Below are 15,966 nucleotides of genomic sequence, written 5' to 3'. Positions count from 1 at the left end.
TGGCCGCGCACAGACGGCCTGAATACTAGGAAATACTATGCACCGTAAAATCATCGATGTCTGGGTCGGCCTGTTCGTCCTGCTGGGCGCTGCCGCCGTGTTGTTCCTGGCGCTGCAGGCCGGGAATATGAGCTCGCTGTCGTTTGCCGAGACCTATGCCGTCGTCGGCAAGTTCGACAACATTGGTGGATTGAAGCCACAGGCGCCAGTCAAGAGCGCCGGTGTCGTGGTCGGCCGGGTGGGCAACATCAGTTTCGACGACAAAACCTACCAGGCCATGGTCCGCCTCGACCTGGATCCGAACTACAAGTTCCCGAAAGATTCGTCGCTCAAGATCCTGACGGCGGGACTGCTGGGCGAGCAATACATTGGCATCGAACCGGGCGGCGACACGAAAAACCTCGTCGACGGAGATCGAATCAACCGTACGCAATCGGCCACCGTGCTGGAAGACCTGATCAATCAGTTCATCTACAGCAAGGCTGCCGAAGGAAAGGAAGACAGTAAATGAAGAAGAAGAACATGACGTCGCTGCCGCGCTGGCGTGGACTGGCACTGGCCGCGGCAAGCTGCGCCGTGCTGTCCGGCTGCGCCACCCCGAGCAATCCGCAAGACCCGCTGGAAAAATTCAACCGCGCAACGTTCGCGTTCAACGACACGGTCGACCGCGTGGCCCTGAAGCCGGCCGCGACCGCCTACAAGAAGGTATTGCCGGGCTTCGCGCAAACGGGCGTGAGTAACTTCTTCGGCAACTTGTCGGACGCCTGGAGCTCGGTCAACAACTTCCTGCAAGGCAAGGGCGCAGACGGCGCGACCGATTTCATGCGTTTCGCGCTGAATTCGACCTTCGGCATCGCCGGAATCCTCGACATCGCGTCGGAAGCGGGGATGCAGAAACACAACGAAGACTTTGGCCAGACCCTGGGTGTCTGGGGTGTTCCTTCCGGTCCCTACTTGATGTTGCCATTGTTGGGCCCATCTACGATTCGTGACACCGCTGCATTGCCTGCCGATATCTGGGCCGATCCATGGGCCTACAAGAATCCGGTGAACGTGCGTAACATCGGTATCGGCGTGCGCGCGGTCGACCAGCGCGCATCGGTGCTGGAAGCATCGAACCTGTTCGAGGAAGCCGCGCTCGACCGTTACGAGTTCATCCGTGACGGCTACCTGCAACGCCGCCAGAGCCGTGTGTACGACGGCGAGTCGGGACCGCAGAAAGATGCGCCGAAGGAAGACGTACCGGCATCGAACACGCAAGTGGTGCCGGAACCGGCCTCGAACGCAACCGAAACGCAGCGGAAGTAATGGAATGTAGCAAGGCCCGTAGGACGCCGCTTGACGCGGCGCCCGACAGACTCCCGCAAACGACCAGAAAAGAGAGCTTATGAAACCAATCGCCCAACTCATCGCCACCGCCGCAACCCTCGCTTTCGCCACCAGCGTCATCGCCGCGCCGGCCCCGGCCACCAACGAAGCGCCGGACGTGCTCGTCAAGCGCATCAGCGCCGACGTCATCGAGACCGTGAAAGCCGACAAGGACATCCAGTCCGGCAACCGCAACAAGATCATGGAACTCGTCAATTCCAAGATCCTGCCGTATGTCGACGCCGAAAAAATGACGGCCCAGGCGGCCGGCCGCTTCTGGCGCCAGGCCACCCCTGAACAGCAGAAACGCCTGTCGGAAGAATTCCGCACGCTGCTGGTCTACACCTATTCCGGCGCGCTGTCGCAGATCAAGAACGAAACCGTCGAGTTCAAGCCGATGCGCGCGGAGCCGACCGATACCGACGTCGAAGTGCGTTCGCAGGTGAACGTCACCCGCGGCGAGCCGATCACCCTGAACTACCGCCTGGCCAAGGGTAATCAAGGCTGGAAGATCTACGACATCAACGTGCTGGGCGCCTGGCTGGTCGAGACCTACAAGGGTACCTTTGCTGCCGAGATCAACAAGTCGGGTGTCGACGGCCTGATCACCAAGCTGGCCGACCGCAACAAGCAACTGGCCAGCAAGCCCTTGAAGGCCCCTAAGTAAACATGGCCGAAGCAAATCCGATGCTGTCGCTCGACGCCCTCACCTTCGAGACCGCAGACGCGGCCCTGGAGCAGGGCTGCGCCGCGATCCGGGCCGGCGAGACCGTGTTCGACCTGGGCGGCGTGCGCGCCGCCGATTCGTCCGGCGTGGCCTTGCTGCTGGCCTGGCAGCGCCGCGCGCGCGATGCGGGGCAGAAGCTCACGTTCATCAATGTGCCGGGCAATATCGATGCGTTGACGCAGCTGTACGGGCTGGATGGGTTGCTGGCACGGTCCTAGTGTACGTTGGCAGTAACGTAGGGTGGGCACCTGTGCCCACGCGTAAGGTTTGAATGCATGCGGCGTATCGCCTGTCGTACCGCGTGGGCACAAGTGCCCACCCTACGTTACACCGCCGTCAACGTTCATCACACTACCTCGTACTATCCCATGCCTACGGCATGTCCAATGCCGCCGGGCTCTTGCATTCCCGATTTCCCCTATAATGGGTCGTTTCCCCGCCCGGCCTGCGCACGCCTGTGCCGCAGCCACTCCAAAGAACAATGACAGCGATCCAGATTAACAGCGTCGAGAAAAGCTACAAGGGCTTTAAAGCCTTGAAAGGCGTTTCCCTGACGATCGAACAGGGCGAGTTCTTCGGCCTGCTCGGCCCCAACGGCGCCGGCAAGACGACCCTGATTTCCACTATCGCCGGCCTGATCCGGCCCGACGTCGGCAGCGTGCAGATCCACGGCCATGACGTCGTCACCGATTTCCGCGAAGCGAGAAAAAAACTGGGCGTGGTGCCCCAGGAACTCGTGTTCGACCCGTTCTTCACCGTGCGCGAAACCCTGCGCCTGCAGTCGGGCTACTTCGGCATCAAGAACAACGACAAATGGATCGACGAGGTCATGGAAAACCTCGATCTCACCAATAAAGCCGACGTCAACATGCGCGCGCTGTCGGGCGGCATGAAGCGGCGCGTGCTGGTCGCGCAGGCCCTGGTCCATAAACCACCCGTCATCGTTTTAGATGAGCCGACCGCCGGCGTCGACGTCGAGCTGCGCCAGACCCTGTGGAAATTCATCTCGCGCCTGAACCGGGAGGGTGGGCACACGGTCGTGCTGACCACCCACTACCTGGAAGAAGCGCAGGCCATGTGCCAGCGCGTGGCGATGCTGAAGTCGGGCCAGGTCGTTGCACTCGATACGATGAGCGCGCTGCTGCGCCGCGTGTCCGGTTCGCAGCTGATCGTGCACCTGAAAAGCGGCGATTTACCTCAGGACCTGCGCCACCTGGTCTCGCACGACGAACACGGGAACGGTAGCGGCAATAAATACAGCCTGCGCGTCAACGAATACGCCGAGGTCGAGCCGATCCTGGCGCGGCTGCGCGAATCGGGCGCCGTCATCGACGAGATGCAGCTGCAGCAGGCCGACCTCGAAGACATTTTTATCCAGATCATGGAAAAGGGCGCGCTGTGAGTTTTGTATCTGTCGGTTTCCGCACCCTGTTCTATAAAGAAATGCTGCGCTTCTGGAAGGTCGCGACGCAAACCATCGCCGCGCCGATCCTGACGGCCATGCTCTACCTGCTGATCTTCGGCCACGTGCTCGAGGGGCGAGTGGAAGTCTATCCGGGCGTGAATTACACGGCCTTCCTGGTGCCGGGCCTGGTGATGATGAGCGTGCTGCAAAATGCGTTCGCCAATTCGTCCTCGTCCCTGATCCAGTCCAAGATCACGGGCAACCTGGTGTTTATCCTGCTGCCGCCGCTGTCGCACTGGGAAATCCTGCTGGCCTATGTGGCCGCGTCCGTCGTGCGTGGCCTGGCCGTGGGCGCGGGCGTGTTCGCGATTACCGCCTGGTTCGCGCACCTGAGTTTCGCGGCGCCGCTGTGGATCATCGTGTTCGCGATCCTGGGCGCGGCCATACTCGGCACGCTGGGCGTGATCGCCGGTATCTGGGCCGATAAATTCGACCAGCTGGCCGCGTTCCAGAATTTCCTGATCATGCCGGCCACTTTCCTCGCCGGGGTGTTCTATTCGATCCACTCGCTGCCCGGATTCTGGCAGGCGGTCTCGCATTTCAACCCGTTCTTTTATATGATTGACGGGTTCCGCCACGGCTTCTTCGGCCAGTCCGATATCTCGCCGTGGACCAGCCTTGCCATCGTCTCCGCCTTCTTCGCGGTGCTGGCGGCAGTGGCGATCAATTTGCTGCGCGGCGGCTATAAGTTACGCCACTAAATTACGCCACTAAGGCGTCATTAATATTTAGGAATTATCGTGTCGACCACTCCAGAACTGATCCACAGCTACATCGAAAACGGCCTGCAATGCACGCATTTGACGGTCGAGGGCGATGGCCGTCACTTCTCGGCCCTGATCGTTTCGCCTGCGTTTGCCGGCAAGCGCCCGATCCAGCGCCACCAGCTGGTCTATGCGGCGCTGGGCGATCGCATGCGCGAAGAGATCCACGCGCTGTCGATGAAAACCCTGACGCCTGAAGAATACGGAGGCTAAATGGACAAGCTTCAAATCGTTGGCGGCAAACGCCTGAACGGAGAAATTGCGGTATCGGGCGCCAAGAACGCGGCGCTGCCGATCCTGTGCGCGGGCCTGCTCACCGCCGGCGACGTCGAACTGTCGAACGTGCCGCGCCTGCACGACGTCAAGACGATCCTGAAACTGCTCGAGCAGACCGGTTTGAAAGTCAGCCAGGACGACGAAAACGTCACCCTGAACGGCGCCAACATCACGAGCCTGGAAGCGCCCTATGAACTGGTGAAAACCATGCGCGCCTCGATCCTGGTGCTCGGTCCCCTGCTGGCCCGCTTCGGCGAAGCCAAGGTGTCGCTGCCGGGCGGGTGCGCGATCGGTTCGCGTCCGGTCGACCAGCACATCAAGGGCCTGCGCGCGATGGGTGCCGAGATCACGATCGAAGGCGGCTACATCCATGCCAAAGCGAAAAAATTAAAAGGTGCGCGCATCCTGACCGACATGATCACGGTCACCGGCACCGAGAACCTCTTGATGGCCGCGACCCTGGCCGAAGGCGAGACGGTGCTGGAAAACGCCGCGCGCGAACCGGAAGTGACGGATCTCGCCAACTTGCTGGTCGCCATGGGCGCCAAGATCGACGGCATCGGCACCGACCGCCTGGTGATCCAGGGCGTCTCCGAGCTGCATGGCGCCAAGCATGCCGTGATCTCGGACCGCATCGAAGCGGCGACGTTCCTGTGCGCAGTCGCGGCTACCGGCGGCGACATCGTGCTGACGAATACCCGCACCGATATCTTCGACGTCGCGCTCGATAAACTGCGCGAAGTCGGCCTGCAGATGGACATCGGCAGCAACACGATCCGTGCGCGCATGGATGCCAGGCCGCAGCCGGTGTCCTTCCGCACCACCGAGTATCCCGGCTTCCCGACCGACATGCAGGCGCAGTTCATGGCCGTGAACACGATCGCCGCCGGCCCCAGCCGCGTGACCGAGACCATCTTCGAGAACCGCTTCATGCACGTGCAGGAGATGAATCGCCTCGGCGCGTTTATTTCCACCGAAGGGAACACCGCTTTCATCAAGGGTGTCGAGCGCCTGGTCGGGGCGCCCGTGATGGCGACCGACCTGCGCGCTTCGGCTTCGCTGGTGATCGCCGGCATGGCAGCCCAGGGCACGACCCTGATCGACCGCATCTATCACCTCGACCGCGGCTACGACCGCATGGAAGTGAAATTGTCGAAGGTCGGCGCCGACATCGTGCGCATCAAGTAATTATTAAGTAAAGGCGCCATGAGCATCGCAACACAATCGACGGACCAGGGCCTGATCCTGGCCCTGTCAAAAGGCCGGATTTTTGAAGACACGCTGCCGCTGCTGGAAGCGGCCGGCATCGTCGTCACCGAGAATCCGGAAACCTCGCGCAAGCTGATCCTGGCGACCAACGACCCGGGCGTGCGCGTGCTGATCGTGCGCGCCAGCGACGTGCCGACCTATGTCCAGTATGGCGCGGCCGACTTCGGCGTGGCCGGCAAGGACGTGCTGCTCGAGCATGGCGGCGAAGGGCTGTACCAGCCGGTCGACCTGAACATCGCCCGTTGCCGCATGTCGGTGGCGGTGAATGCCGGCTTCGACTACGAGACGGCCGTGCGCCAGGGCGCGCGCCTGCGCGTGGCCACCAAGTTCGTGAACACCGCGCGCCAGCACTTCGCAAGCAAGGGCGTGCACGTCGACCTCATCAAACTGTACGGCTCGATGGAACTGGCGCCGCTGGTCGGCCTGTCGGACGCCATCGTCGACGTGGTGTCGACCGGCGGCACCCTGCGTGCGAACAACCTGGTCGAAGTCGAGAAGATCATGGAGATCTCCTCGCGCCTGGTCGTGAACCAGGCCGCGCTGAAGTTGAAGCGCGCGCGCCTGCAACCCATCATCGAGGCTTTTGAGAAGGCCTCGACACTCCAACCGCAACAAGGCTGACCCATGGCTGTACAGATCCGCAAACTCGACTCCACCCACGACGGTTTTACGCAGCAGCTGCATGCGCTGCTGGCTTTCGAGGCCGCGACCGACGATGCGATCGAAACGGCCGTCAGTAAAATCCTGGCTGACGTGAAGCAGCGCGGCGACGCTGCCGTGCTCGAATACACGAACCGGTTCGATCGCGTCAGCGCCGGGAGCATGGCCGCCTTCGACCTGTCGCAGGAAGAACTGCAAGCGGCGCTCGACGCGCTGCCGCCTGCCCAGCGCGAGGCGCTGCAGACAGCGGCCGAGCGCGTGCGTGCATTCCACGAACGCCAGAAGCAGGAACTGAACGGTTTTAGCTATACCGAGCCCGATGGCACGGTCCTCGGCCAGCGCGTCACGCCGCTGGACCGCGTCGGCATCTATGTACCCGGCGGTAAAGCGGCGTATCCGTCGTCGGTATTGATGAACGCGATCCCGGCGCAGGTGGCTGGGGTAAAAGACATCGTGATGGTGGTGCCGACTCCGGACGGCGTGAAAAACCAGATGGTGCTGGCTGCTGCCGCGATTGCCGGCGTGACGCGCGTGATCACCATCGGCGGCGCCCAGGCCGTGGCCGCGCTGGCCTACGGCACCGAGACGATTCCGGCCGTGGATAAAATCGTCGGTCCGGGTAACGCCTATGTCGCCGCCGCCAAGCGCCGCGTGTTCGGCACGGTCGGCATCGACATGATCGCCGGTCCATCGGAGATCCTGGTGCTGTGCGACGGCACTACCGATCCGGACTGGGTTGCGATGGACCTGTTCTCGCAGGCCGAGCACGACGAACTGGCGCAGGCGATCCTGCTGTGCCCGGACGCGGACTACATCGCGCAAGTCGAAGCGAGCATCCACAAGCTGCTGCCGACCATGCCGCGCCACGAGACCATTACGACCTCGCTGAGCGACCGCGGCGCATTGATCAAAGTGCGCGACATGGAAGAAGCCTGCGCGATCGCCAACGACATCGCCGCCGAACACCTCGAAATCTCCGCCGAGCACCCGCAGCAGTGGGCCGACCGGATTCGCCATGCCGGCGCGATGTTCCTCGGCCAGTTCTCGAGCGAAGCACTGGGCGACTATTGCTGCGGCCCGAATCACGTGCTGCCGACCTCGCGCACGGCGCGTTTTTCGTCGCCCCTGGGTGTGTATGACTTCCAGAAGCGCTCGTCGATCCTGCACGTGAGCGAGGCGGGCGCCCAGACCCTGGGCAAGGTTGCGGCCGAGCTGGCCTATGGAGAAGGGCTGCAGGCGCACGCGCGCAGTGCCGAGCTACGCCTCCTCAGTCAGCCCAAGCCCCGGCCATGACGGACTGGGTCGACCAGGTGTTCTGCGAGGATGCGCTGGCGGGACTGGCGCGCATCCCGGATGCTTCCATTGACCTGATCCTGACCGACCCGCCGTACAACCTCGGCAAGGACTACGGCAACGGCTCCGACCAGCAAAGCGTGGAAGCCTATCTCGCCTGGACCGAAAGCTGGATCGACGCCGCGCTGCCGAAACTCAAACCCAACGGCAGCCTGTACATCTTCCTGACCTGGCGCTTCGCGCCCGAGATCTTCGTGATGCTGAAAAAGCGCATGACGATGATGAACGAGATCATCTGGGACCGCCGGGTGCCCTCGATGGGCGGCAGCGTGCGCAGCTTTTCATCCGTGCACGACACGATCGGCTTCTTCGTGAACCGCAAGGATTACTATTTCGATCTCGATGCCGTGCGCATCCCCTACGATGCGGCGACGAAAAAGGCGCGATCGCGCTCGATCTTCGTCGGCGCGAAATGGCTGGAGGTCGGCTACAACCCGAAAGATGTATGGAGCGTGTCGCGCCTGCACCGCGAGCATCCGGAGCGCGCCGACCACCCCACCCAAAAACCGTTGGAGATCATCGAACGCATGATCAAGGCGTCCTGCCCACCAGGCGGCGTCGTGCTTGACCCCTTCATGGGCAGCGGCACCACCGCGATCGCGGCCCGCCGCCAGGGCCGCCAGTTTGCCGGTTTCGAACTGAACCCGGAATACTGCGCCATCATCGAGGCGCGCCTCGCCGCGCCCGAACCGCAACCCACCATCAAACAGCGCAAGAGCATTGCGCGGGCAGCCAAGGCTGTCATCCGCGCCGCCAGCGCCACCGAGGAACAAGCATGAGCTCTATCGACAACCTGATCGCCAACGTGATCCGCGCGGACGTCCGCACCACCCATGCCTATGTCGTGCCCGATTCTTCCGGCTACATGAAGCTCGACGCGATGGAGAATCCGTACGAGCTGCCGCTTGAACTGCGCAAGGAACTGGGCCAGCGCCTGGCCGACGCCGTGCTGAACCGTTATCCGGTCGCCTCCTACGCGACCCTGAAGGAAAAGGTCAGCGCCAAACTCGGCATCCCGGCCGGCTACGACGTTTTACTTGGCAACGGCTCCGATGAACTGATCCAGATCGTCGCCACCAGCGTCGCCAGCCAGGAGCGCCGCGCCGCGATCCTGGCGCCGGTGCCGGCCTTCGTCATGTACGCGCGCTCGGCCCAGTTCGCGGGTGCGGACTTTGTCGGCGTCAAGCTGAACCCCGACTTCTCCCTCGACATGGAAGCGATGCTGGCGGCGATCGCCCTGCACAAGCCGGCCGTCGTGTTCCTGGCTTACCCGAACAACCCGACCGGCAACCTGTTCGCCGTCGAGGATATCGAAGCGATCCTGCACGCGCTGGGCGAGAACGGCATCGCCGTGCTGGACGAGGCCTATCAACCCTTCGCGCGTCAAACCTTCATGGACCGGCTCGGCGAATTCGAGAACCTGGTCGTGATGCGCACCGTCTCGAAACTCGGCCTGGCCGGCATCCGCCTCGGCTACATGACGGCCGCGCCCCAGCTGCTTGCCGAGTTCGAGAAGGTGCGCCCGCCCTACAACGTCAACGTGCTCACCCAAGTCGCGGCCGAGTTCGCGCTCGACCATATCGAGGTGCTCGACGCCCAGGCGGCAGCGATCAATGCCGAGCGCGAGCGGCTCGCCGCCGAACTGGCGGCCCTGCCCGGGGTCGAAGTATTTCCGTCGGCTGCGAATTTCATCTCGCTGCGCGTTCCCGATGCCGCGGATGTGGTCGCGAAACTCCTGGCTGAAAGGATGCTGATCAAAAATTTGAGTAAAATGCATGGATCGCTGGCCAATTGCATCCGTGTCACGGTCAGCACCCCGGAAGAAAATTCCGCATTCCTGAATGCCCTCAAGGCCGCCCTCCAGGCCGCCTGAATCGACGAGCACCTTTTCATGACCCGTACCGCAGACATCACCCGCAACACCAACGAGACGCAAATCCGCGTCTCGGTCAATCTCGACGGTACCGGCCGCCAGAAACTCAACACCGGCGTGCCCTTCCTCGACCACATGCTCGACCAGATCGCGCGCCACGGCATGATCGACCTCGAGGTCGAGGCCGTCGGTGACCTGCACATCGACGCCCACCACACGGTCGAGGACACCGGCATCACGCTCGGCATGGCGATCGCCAAGGCGGTCGGCGACAAGAAGGGCATGACCCGCTATGGCCACTCCTACGTGCCGCTCGACGAAGCGCTGTCGCGCGTGGTCATCGATTTTTCCGGCCGTCCGGGCCTGGAGATGCACATCCCGTGGACGCGCGCCATGATCGGCACTTTCGACGTCGACCTGACGGGCGAATTCTTCCGCGGCTTCGTGAACCACGCCGGCGTGACCCTGCACATCGATAACCTGCGCGGCGTGAACGCGCACCACCAGTGCGAAACCGTTTTTAAAGCATTCGGGCGCGCGCTGCGGATGGCGACCACGCTCGACGAACGCGCCGCCGGCATCATCCCTTCGACCAAAGGCAGTTTGTAACACCATGAGCAACAAGATCGTAGTGGTCGACGGCCTCGGCAATCTGCGTTCGGTAGCGCAGGCGCTGCGCGCCGCCGCGCCCGAAGCCGACATCCTGGTGTCGAACCTGGCCGCCGACATCGATGCGGCCGACCGCATCGTGCTGCCGGGCCAGGGCGCGATGCGCGACTGTATGAACAGCCTGCGCGAATCGGGCGCCGAGGAAGCGCTGCTGCGCGCGGTGAAGAACCGTCCGGTGATGGGCGTGTGCGTCGGCGAGCAGATGCTGTTCGACGAAAGCGAAGAAAATGGGGGTACGCCGGGCCTGGGCCTGCTGCCGGGTAAAGTCGTGCGGTTCCAGTTAGATGGAAAAGTGCAGGACGATGGCTCGCGCTTCAAGGTCCCGCAGATGGGCTGGAACCGCGTGCGCCAGACCCGCTCCCACCCGCTGTGGGAAGGCGTCGAGGACGGCAGCTATTTTTATTTCGTGCACAGTTATTATGTTGCGCCGGAAGTCGAGGACGACACCATCGGCGAAACCGATTACGGCGGCTTGTACACCTGTGCCGTCGCGCGCGAGAATATCGTCGCCACCCAGTTCCACCCCGAGAAAAGCGCGGCCGCCGGGCTGCGCCTGTACCGCAATTTCATCCACTGGAAGCCGTGACTCTCATTTTCACGTCGACGTCCACTCCACCGCTTAATTACTCACTACGACCATGCTGCTGATCCCCGCCATCGACCTGAAAGACGGTCACTGCGTTCGCCTTCAACAGGGCGATATGGACCTCGCCACCGTCTTCTCCGAAGACCCCGCCCAAATGGCCCTGCATTGGCTGGAACGGGGCGCGCGCCGCCTGCACCTGGTCGACCTGAACGGCGCCTTCGCGGGCAAACCGAAGAACGAGCCGGCGATCAAATCGATCCTCAAAATGGTCCAGGAGTATGCGGAGCAGAACGGCATCGACGAGATCCCGGTCCAGCTGGGCGGCGGCATCCGCGACCTCGACACCATCGAGCGCTACCTGGACGACGGCATCAGCTACATCATCGTCGGCACCGCCGCCGTCAAGAACCCGGGCTTCCTGCACGACGCCTGCGGCGCCTTCCCCGGCTCCATCATCGTCGGCCTCGACGCCAAAGACGGTAAAGTGGCCACCGACGGCTGGAGCAAGATGTCGGGCCACGAAGTGATCGACCTGGCGCAGAAATTCGAGGGCTACGGCGTCGAATCGATCATTTATACCGACATCGGCCGCGACGGCATGATGGGCGGCGTGAACATCGAAGCGACCGTGCGCCTGGCGCAGGCGGTGCGCATCCCCGTCATCGCTTCCGGCGGCCTGCACAACCTGGCCGACGTCGAGGCCCTGTGCGCGGTGCAGGACGAGGGCATCGAAGGCGTGATCTGCGGCCGCTCGATCTACGAAGGCACGATCGACCTGGCGTCGGCCCAGGCCCGCGCCGACGAACTGACCGAGGGCGAACAGGCTTAACAAGCCTCTGGAAAGACTATGCTGGCAAAACGCATCATCCCCTGCCTCGACGTGACCGGCGGCCGCGTCGTCAAGGGCGTCAATTTTACGGAACTGCGCGACGCCGGCGATCCGGTCGAGATCGCACGCCGCTATGACGGACAAGGCGCCGACGAAATCACCTTCCTCGACATTACCGCTTCCTCCGACGGCCGCGACCTGATCCTGCCGATCATCGAAGCGGTGGCCTCCACCGTGTTCATTCCATTGACGGTAGGCGGCGGCGTGCGCAAGGTCGAGGACGTGCGGCGCCTGCTCAATGCCGGCGCCGACAAGGTCAGCATGAACACCTCGGCCGTGCAGAACCCGCAACTGGTGTTCGACGCCTCGCAAAAGCACGGTTCCCAGTGCATCGTGGTGGCGATCGACGCCAAGCAGGTGGCTCCCGGCCGCTGGGAAGTGTTCACCCATGGCGGGCGCAACGCCACCGGCATGGATGCGGTGGAGTGGGCGATCCAACTCGAAAAACTGGGCGCGGGCGAACTCCTGCTCACCAGCATGGACCGCGACGGCACGAAATCCGGTTTCGACCTGGGCCTGACGCGCGCCGTATCGGATGCGGTCGGGATTCCCGTGATCGCCTCGGGCGGCGTCGGCAGCCTGCAGGACCTGGCCGACGGCGTCATTGACGGCCATGCCGATGCGGTCCTGGCCGCGTCGATCTTCCACTACGGGCAGCACACGGTCCAGGAGGCCAAGCGCTTCATGGCCGAACGCGGTATCCCGATGCGCCTGGAGTAAGCATGCCGAATTCATCGACAAGCGCGGCGGCCAATGCGAAATGGCTGAAAAAAGTACGCTGGGACGAAAACGGCCTGGTGCCGGTGATCGCCCAGGAAGCGTCGACGGGCGACATATTGATGTTCGCCTGGATGAACCGCGACGCCCTGGCGCGCACCGCGGAACTCGGGGAAGCCGTGTACTGGAGCCGTTCCCGCAAGAAGCTGTGGCACAAGGGAGAAGAGTCGGGCCACACCCAGAAGGTGCTGGAGATGCGGCTCGATTGCGACGAAGACGTGGTCCTGCTGAAAATCGAGCAGGCCGGCGGCATCGCCTGCCATACCGGCCGTCACTCCTGCTTCTTCCAGAAATTCGACGGCGAAGACTGGCAAGCGGTGGAACCCGTGCTGCAGGATCCGGAAACGATCTATACCAACCCAAAGAAGACCCCATGAGCACGACCCTGGCGCGCCTGGCGCAAACGATCGAATCGCGCAAACCCGAACACGGCGGCGACCCTGCGACCTCGTATGTGGCGAAACTGTTCAGCAAAGGCGACGACGCGATCCTGAAAAAGATCGGAGAAGAGGCGACCGAAACCGTGATGGCGGCCAAGGACGCGCGCGTCTCCGGGGACGCATCCGGCCTGCTCTACGAAGTGGCCGACCTCTGGTTCCATTCGATGGTGCTGCTGGCGAAATTCGACCTCACGCCGCAGCAGGTGCTGGACGAACTGGCACGCCGTGAAGGGCTATCCGGGCTCGCCGAAAAAGCAGCGCGCAAAGATGCTTGACCCAGATCGCCCTTAAGCGATCTGTCATTCCAAGGTCATTGTTCTCGGATAAGATTGATCGGATTGACCTGCGGCCTCATCGCCGCAGCCACAGAGACTGGAGACAAGATGGATAATTGCATTTTCTGCAAAATCGCAGCCAGGCAGATCCCGGCCGAGGTCGTCTTCGAAGACGACGAGGTGCTGGCTTTCAAGGACATCAATCCGGCCGCCCCGGTGCATTTGCTGGTGATCCCGAAGCAGCACATCGACACCCTGTCCGATGCGACGGACGCGCATACGGCCCTGCTGGGTAAGATGCTGGCGCTGGCGCCCAAGCTGGCGCTTGAGCATGGCATCGCCGTGACGACCGCTGCCGACGGCAAGCGCGGCGGCGGCTATAAAACCCTGATCAACAGCGGCCCGAACGGCGGGCAGGAAGTCTATCACCTGCACCTGCACGTGTACGGCGGTCCGCGCCCATGGCGCGGCCTGGGTACCTGAGACTTTTTCTAGGCATCACTGGCGCCTGCATGGCTTATACTGGCGCGGTACGCTTCAATGATTGCGGGCGCCTGCGCCCACTGAGGAGATAATGATGGGTTCGATGAGCATTTGGCACTGGGTAATCGTGCTGGTCGTGGTGGTGCTGCTGTTCGGTACCAAGAAGCTGGGCAATGTCGGTTCCGACATCGGCAAGGCCGTCAAAGGCTTTAAAGATGGCGTCAAGGGCGAGGAAGAGAAGACCGTCAACACGACGACGACCACGACCACCGTCCACCCGACCCAGCAGGTCGCGGACAAGTCGACGATCGACGTCGAGACCCGCGAAAAGCACCGTTCGTAATCCGGTCGCCGCCGTATGATCGACCTGGGACTGTCGAAGATCGCCATCATCGGTGTGGTGGCGCTGATCGTGATCGGCCCTGAAAAGCTGCCGAAGGTGGCGCGCATGGCCGGCACCCTGTACGGCCGCGCCCAGCGCTACCTGAACGACGTCAAGTCCGAGGTCAGCCGCGAGATCCAGCTCGACGAACTGCGCAACCTGCAGAAAGAGGTGGCCGACAGCGCCGCCGAATTCAAGTCCGACGTCGAGCACCACATGTCGAGCACCCTGCAGGAGGTCGAATCGGCCTGGCACGGCGACATCCAGCCGAATGCGCCGGCGCCAAGCGCCAGCATGGACGACCTCGAACGCAAGGCCAGGGACTTCCGCCGCAAGAAGCTGGTGCGTTCAAGCGCCGTGCCGGCCTGGTACAAGCACCGCCATGGCGGCAAGACCCGGGTATTGTCGGGCGCCGCACGCGTGCGCAAGTTCCGGCCCGGCGTGAAATCCAATACTTCCTTTTTCTAATGACCACCGAAGAAGCGCCAGTCGAAGAAACCTTCATCTCCCACCTCGTCGAACTGCGCGACCGCCTGGTAAAAGCCATCATCGGCGTGGCGATCGTCTGCATCGGATTGTTCATCTGGCCGGGGCCGAAGGAAATCTACGACTTCCTCGCCATGCCGATGATCGCCTCGCTCCCCCCGGGCGCGAAGATGATCGCCACCGGCGTCGTCTCGCCCTTCCTGGTGCCGATGAAGGTGACGTTGATGTTCGCGCTGATCGTGGCGCTGCCCTGGGTGTTTTATCAGCTGTGGGCCTTCGTGGCGCCGGGGCTGTACGCCCACGAAAAGAGGCTGGTGCTGCCGCTGGTGATTTCGTCCTCCCTGCTGTTCATCGCCGGCGTCGCCTTCTGCTATTTCCTCGTGTTCGGACGCGTGTTCCACTTCATTTCCGAATTCGCGCCGACCTCGATCGCCGTGATGCCCGACATCGAGAACTACCTCGATTTCGTGATGTCGATGTGCCTGGCTTTTGGTGCCACCTTCGAGGTGCCGGTGGTGGTCGTGATCCTGGTGCGGATGGGGATCGTCAGCATCGAAAAACTGAAATCCGTGCGTCCCTATATCATCGTCGGCGCCTTCGTCATCGCGGCGATCGTCACCCCGCCCGACGTGGTCAGCCAGCTGTCGCTGGCCATCCCGATGTGCCTGCTGTTCGAGCTGGGTTTATTGGTCTCGCCGCTGTTCGTGCGCATGACGCAGTCGCCGGAAGAGCCGGCGTAACAGGATCCATGAAATGGAAAACCGGGCATTGCCCGGTTTTTTTTCGCCCGCTTTGCGCCTGCTGCGGCGCCGTCAGCGCCCAGCTTGCAGGGACTGAACCTGTTCCAGCACGGCGTCCTCGCGGCCTGCCGCAATCAGCTGCGCCGGCGTCTGGCCTTCCAATGCCGCCTGCGGCGACTCCATCCAGCTGCTTGCCGCCTCGTCGCTTCCGACGATGCTCCGGACGGCGTGCATGACGGCGTAATACGCCTGCGCCTTGCGCGACTGCGCTTCGAAGCGGGCGCGCAATGCTCCCAGCGCGTCGGGAGGGTTTGGTTTGTCCTGGGCCATCTGTCTATCCTGTGCAAAAAAACATCATCGTACCGAATTGCCTGTCTTTACAAGTTAACGCATTGATATAATTGCGTTTTTACAATTTCGCGCAGCGCGGCCGTTTTCTGCGCCGCCGCACCGCATTGTCGCCGGTTCTCCACCATCAAGGAAT

Annotated in this window: 23 protein-coding genes; 22 read left to right on the top strand and 1 reads right to left on the bottom strand. The window is 62.7% G+C overall.

What is annotated here, in order from left to right; translation table 11 throughout:
• Window positions 1–37 precede the first annotated feature (37 nt).
• From mlaD to tatC, 22 genes are all read left to right on the top strand, one after another.
• Window positions 38–511, top strand: a complete 474-nt coding sequence (gene mlaD / locus LPB04_RS05345; protein WP_193687701.1) for an outer membrane lipid asymmetry maintenance protein MlaD — start codon at window positions 38–40, stop codon at window positions 509–511.
• Entirely contained in the window at window positions 508–1,308 is an 801-nt protein-coding gene (locus LPB04_RS05340; protein WP_407943878.1) for an MlaA family lipoprotein, read from the top strand. The genes mlaD and LPB04_RS05340 overlap by 4 nt, the downstream gene beginning before the upstream one ends.
• 79 nt (window positions 1,309–1,387) lie before the next feature.
• Window positions 1,388–2,035, top strand: a complete 648-nt coding sequence (locus LPB04_RS05335; RefSeq protein WP_193687700.1) for an MlaC/ttg2D family ABC transporter substrate-binding protein — start codon at window positions 1,388–1,390, stop codon at window positions 2,033–2,035.
• Between the two features lie 2 nt (window positions 2,036–2,037).
• Entirely contained in the window at window positions 2,038–2,313 is a 276-nt protein-coding gene (locus LPB04_RS05330; protein ID WP_193687699.1) for an STAS domain-containing protein, read from the top strand.
• Between the two features lie 263 nt (window positions 2,314–2,576).
• The gene (locus LPB04_RS05325) at window positions 2,577–3,497 is read left to right on the top strand and encodes an ABC transporter ATP-binding protein (protein WP_193687698.1); all 921 of its coding nucleotides are present in this window, start codon (window positions 2,577–2,579) and stop codon (window positions 3,495–3,497) included.
• Window positions 3,494–4,261, top strand: coding sequence for an ABC transporter permease (locus LPB04_RS05320; RefSeq protein WP_193687697.1), 768 nt, complete (start codon window positions 3,494–3,496; stop codon window positions 4,259–4,261). Before LPB04_RS05325 ends, LPB04_RS05320 begins: the two co-directional genes overlap by 4 nt.
• A 39-nt stretch (window positions 4,262–4,300) precedes the next feature.
• Entirely contained in the window at window positions 4,301–4,537 is a 237-nt protein-coding gene (locus tag LPB04_RS05315; protein WP_193687696.1) for a BolA family protein, read from the top strand.
• Window positions 4,538–5,788 carry a UDP-N-acetylglucosamine 1-carboxyvinyltransferase gene (gene murA / locus LPB04_RS05310; RefSeq protein ID WP_193687695.1) on the top strand — a complete coding sequence of 417 codons (1,251 nt, stop codon included), beginning with the start codon at window positions 4,538–4,540 and terminating at the stop codon, window positions 5,786–5,788.
• 18 nt (window positions 5,789–5,806) lie between these two features.
• A complete protein-coding gene (gene hisG, locus LPB04_RS05305) occupies window positions 5,807–6,490 on the top strand; it encodes an ATP phosphoribosyltransferase (protein WP_193687694.1) in 684 nt (227 codons plus the stop codon).
• A gap of 3 nt (window positions 6,491–6,493) precedes the next feature.
• Window positions 6,494–7,822: a histidinol dehydrogenase gene (hisD, locus tag LPB04_RS05300; RefSeq protein ID WP_193687693.1), complete on the top strand. Its 1,329-nt coding sequence runs from the start codon at window positions 6,494–6,496 to the stop codon at window positions 7,820–7,822.
• The gene (locus LPB04_RS05295; protein ID WP_193687692.1) at window positions 7,819–8,661 is read left to right on the top strand and encodes a DNA-methyltransferase; all 843 of its coding nucleotides are present in this window, start codon (window positions 7,819–7,821) and stop codon (window positions 8,659–8,661) included. Before hisD ends, LPB04_RS05295 begins: the two co-directional genes overlap by 4 nt.
• Entirely contained in the window at window positions 8,658–9,755 is a 1,098-nt protein-coding gene (gene hisC, locus LPB04_RS05290; RefSeq protein WP_193687691.1) for a histidinol-phosphate transaminase, read from the top strand. The genes LPB04_RS05295 and hisC overlap by 4 nt, the downstream gene beginning before the upstream one ends.
• Window positions 9,756–9,773: 18 nt before the next feature.
• Window positions 9,774–10,364: an imidazoleglycerol-phosphate dehydratase HisB gene (hisB, locus tag LPB04_RS05285; RefSeq protein ID WP_193687690.1), complete on the top strand. Its 591-nt coding sequence runs from the start codon at window positions 9,774–9,776 to the stop codon at window positions 10,362–10,364.
• A gap of 4 nt (window positions 10,365–10,368) precedes the next feature.
• Window positions 10,369–11,010 (top strand): imidazole glycerol phosphate synthase subunit HisH, encoded by a 642-nt coding sequence (hisH, locus tag LPB04_RS05280; RefSeq protein ID WP_193687689.1) that lies wholly within the window; start codon window positions 10,369–10,371, stop codon window positions 11,008–11,010.
• Between the two features lie 52 nt (window positions 11,011–11,062).
• Complete coding sequence (hisA, locus tag LPB04_RS05275; protein WP_193687688.1) at window positions 11,063–11,839, top strand: 1-(5-phosphoribosyl)-5-[(5-phosphoribosylamino)methylideneamino]imidazole-4-carboxamide isomerase; 777 nt, start codon at window positions 11,063–11,065, stop codon at window positions 11,837–11,839.
• 18 nt (window positions 11,840–11,857) lie between these two features.
• Entirely contained in the window at window positions 11,858–12,619 is a 762-nt protein-coding gene (hisF, locus tag LPB04_RS05270; protein ID WP_193687687.1) for an imidazole glycerol phosphate synthase subunit HisF, read from the top strand.
• A 2-nt stretch (window positions 12,620–12,621) separates the two neighbouring features.
• Window positions 12,622–13,053: a phosphoribosyl-AMP cyclohydrolase gene (hisI, locus tag LPB04_RS05265; RefSeq protein WP_193687686.1), complete on the top strand. Its 432-nt coding sequence runs from the start codon at window positions 12,622–12,624 to the stop codon at window positions 13,051–13,053.
• Window positions 13,050–13,391 (top strand): phosphoribosyl-ATP diphosphatase, encoded by a 342-nt coding sequence (locus LPB04_RS05260; RefSeq protein ID WP_193687685.1) that lies wholly within the window; start codon window positions 13,050–13,052, stop codon window positions 13,389–13,391. Before hisI ends, LPB04_RS05260 begins: the two co-directional genes overlap by 4 nt.
• 108 nt (window positions 13,392–13,499) lie before the next feature.
• Window positions 13,500–13,874 (top strand): histidine triad nucleotide-binding protein, encoded by a 375-nt coding sequence (locus LPB04_RS05255; protein ID WP_193687684.1) that lies wholly within the window; start codon window positions 13,500–13,502, stop codon window positions 13,872–13,874.
• Window positions 13,875–13,968: 94 nt separating this feature from the next.
• On the top strand, window positions 13,969–14,217 hold the full coding sequence (gene tatA, locus LPB04_RS05250) for a Sec-independent protein translocase subunit TatA (protein WP_193688860.1): 249 nt from the start codon (window positions 13,969–13,971) through the stop codon (window positions 14,215–14,217).
• A gap of 15 nt (window positions 14,218–14,232) precedes the next feature.
• The gene (gene tatB, locus LPB04_RS05245; RefSeq protein WP_193687683.1) at window positions 14,233–14,724 is read left to right on the top strand and encodes a Sec-independent protein translocase protein TatB; all 492 of its coding nucleotides are present in this window, start codon (window positions 14,233–14,235) and stop codon (window positions 14,722–14,724) included.
• Complete coding sequence (gene tatC, locus LPB04_RS05240; RefSeq protein WP_193687682.1) at window positions 14,724–15,482, top strand: twin-arginine translocase subunit TatC; 759 nt, start codon at window positions 14,724–14,726, stop codon at window positions 15,480–15,482. Before tatB ends, tatC begins: the two co-directional genes overlap by 1 nt.
• A gap of 72 nt (window positions 15,483–15,554) precedes the next feature.
• On the opposite strand, the gene LPB04_RS05235 is transcribed toward tatC, so the two are convergent.
• Window positions 15,555–15,812 carry an MbcA/ParS/Xre antitoxin family protein gene (locus tag LPB04_RS05235; RefSeq protein ID WP_227496626.1) on the bottom strand — a complete coding sequence of 86 codons (258 nt, stop codon included), beginning with the start codon at window positions 15,810–15,812 and terminating at the stop codon, window positions 15,555–15,557.
• Window positions 15,813–15,966: the final 154 nt, after the last annotated feature.

The organism is Massilia litorea (genome assembly GCF_015101885.1).
GTDB lineage: Bacteria > Pseudomonadota > Gammaproteobacteria > Burkholderiales > Burkholderiaceae_D > Telluria > Telluria litorea.
Note: the sequence above shows the minus strand (reverse complement) of the source record. Positions and strands in the feature narration are given on the sequence as shown.

Excerpts from the sequence above, each read along its gene's own strand:
- tatB (WP_193687683.1), top strand. The coding sequence starts at position 14,233 with ATGATCGACCTGGGACTGTCGAAGATCGCCATCATCGGTGTGGTGGCG.
- hisC (WP_193687691.1), top strand. The coding sequence starts at position 8,658 with ATGAGCTCTATCGACAACCTGATCGCCAACGTGATCCGCGCGGACGTC.
- mlaD (WP_193687701.1), top strand. The coding sequence starts at position 38 with ATGCACCGTAAAATCATCGATGTCTGGGTCGGCCTGTTCGTCCTGCTG.
- hisD (WP_193687693.1), top strand. The coding sequence starts at position 6,494 with ATGGCTGTACAGATCCGCAAACTCGACTCCACCCACGACGGTTTTACG.
- hisB (WP_193687690.1), top strand. The coding sequence starts at position 9,774 with ATGACCCGTACCGCAGACATCACCCGCAACACCAACGAGACGCAAATC.
- LPB04_RS05330 (WP_193687699.1), top strand. The coding sequence starts at position 2,038 with ATGGCCGAAGCAAATCCGATGCTGTCGCTCGACGCCCTCACCTTCGAG.
- hisA (WP_193687688.1), top strand. The coding sequence starts at position 11,063 with ATGCTGCTGATCCCCGCCATCGACCTGAAAGACGGTCACTGCGTTCGC.
- LPB04_RS05235 (WP_227496626.1), bottom strand. The coding sequence starts at position 15,812 with ATGGCCCAGGACAAACCAAACCCTCCCGACGCGCTGGGAGCATTGCGC.
- hisF (WP_193687687.1), top strand. The coding sequence starts at position 11,858 with ATGCTGGCAAAACGCATCATCCCCTGCCTCGACGTGACCGGCGGCCGC.
- tatC (WP_193687682.1), top strand. The coding sequence starts at position 14,724 with ATGACCACCGAAGAAGCGCCAGTCGAAGAAACCTTCATCTCCCACCTC.
- tatA (WP_193688860.1), top strand. The coding sequence starts at position 13,969 with ATGGGTTCGATGAGCATTTGGCACTGGGTAATCGTGCTGGTCGTGGTG.
- hisG (WP_193687694.1), top strand. The coding sequence starts at position 5,807 with ATGAGCATCGCAACACAATCGACGGACCAGGGCCTGATCCTGGCCCTG.
- LPB04_RS05335 (WP_193687700.1), top strand. The coding sequence starts at position 1,388 with ATGAAACCAATCGCCCAACTCATCGCCACCGCCGCAACCCTCGCTTTC.
- hisI (WP_193687686.1), top strand. The coding sequence starts at position 12,622 with ATGCCGAATTCATCGACAAGCGCGGCGGCCAATGCGAAATGGCTGAAA.
- LPB04_RS05340 (WP_407943878.1), top strand. The coding sequence starts at position 508 with ATGAAGAAGAAGAACATGACGTCGCTGCCGCGCTGGCGTGGACTGGCA.
- LPB04_RS05260 (WP_193687685.1), top strand. The coding sequence starts at position 13,050 with ATGAGCACGACCCTGGCGCGCCTGGCGCAAACGATCGAATCGCGCAAA.
- murA (WP_193687695.1), top strand. The coding sequence starts at position 4,538 with ATGGACAAGCTTCAAATCGTTGGCGGCAAACGCCTGAACGGAGAAATT.
- LPB04_RS05255 (WP_193687684.1), top strand. The coding sequence starts at position 13,500 with ATGGATAATTGCATTTTCTGCAAAATCGCAGCCAGGCAGATCCCGGCC.
- hisH (WP_193687689.1), top strand. The coding sequence starts at position 10,369 with ATGAGCAACAAGATCGTAGTGGTCGACGGCCTCGGCAATCTGCGTTCG.
- LPB04_RS05325 (WP_193687698.1), top strand. The coding sequence starts at position 2,577 with ATGACAGCGATCCAGATTAACAGCGTCGAGAAAAGCTACAAGGGCTTT.
- LPB04_RS05295 (WP_193687692.1), top strand. The coding sequence starts at position 7,819 with ATGACGGACTGGGTCGACCAGGTGTTCTGCGAGGATGCGCTGGCGGGA.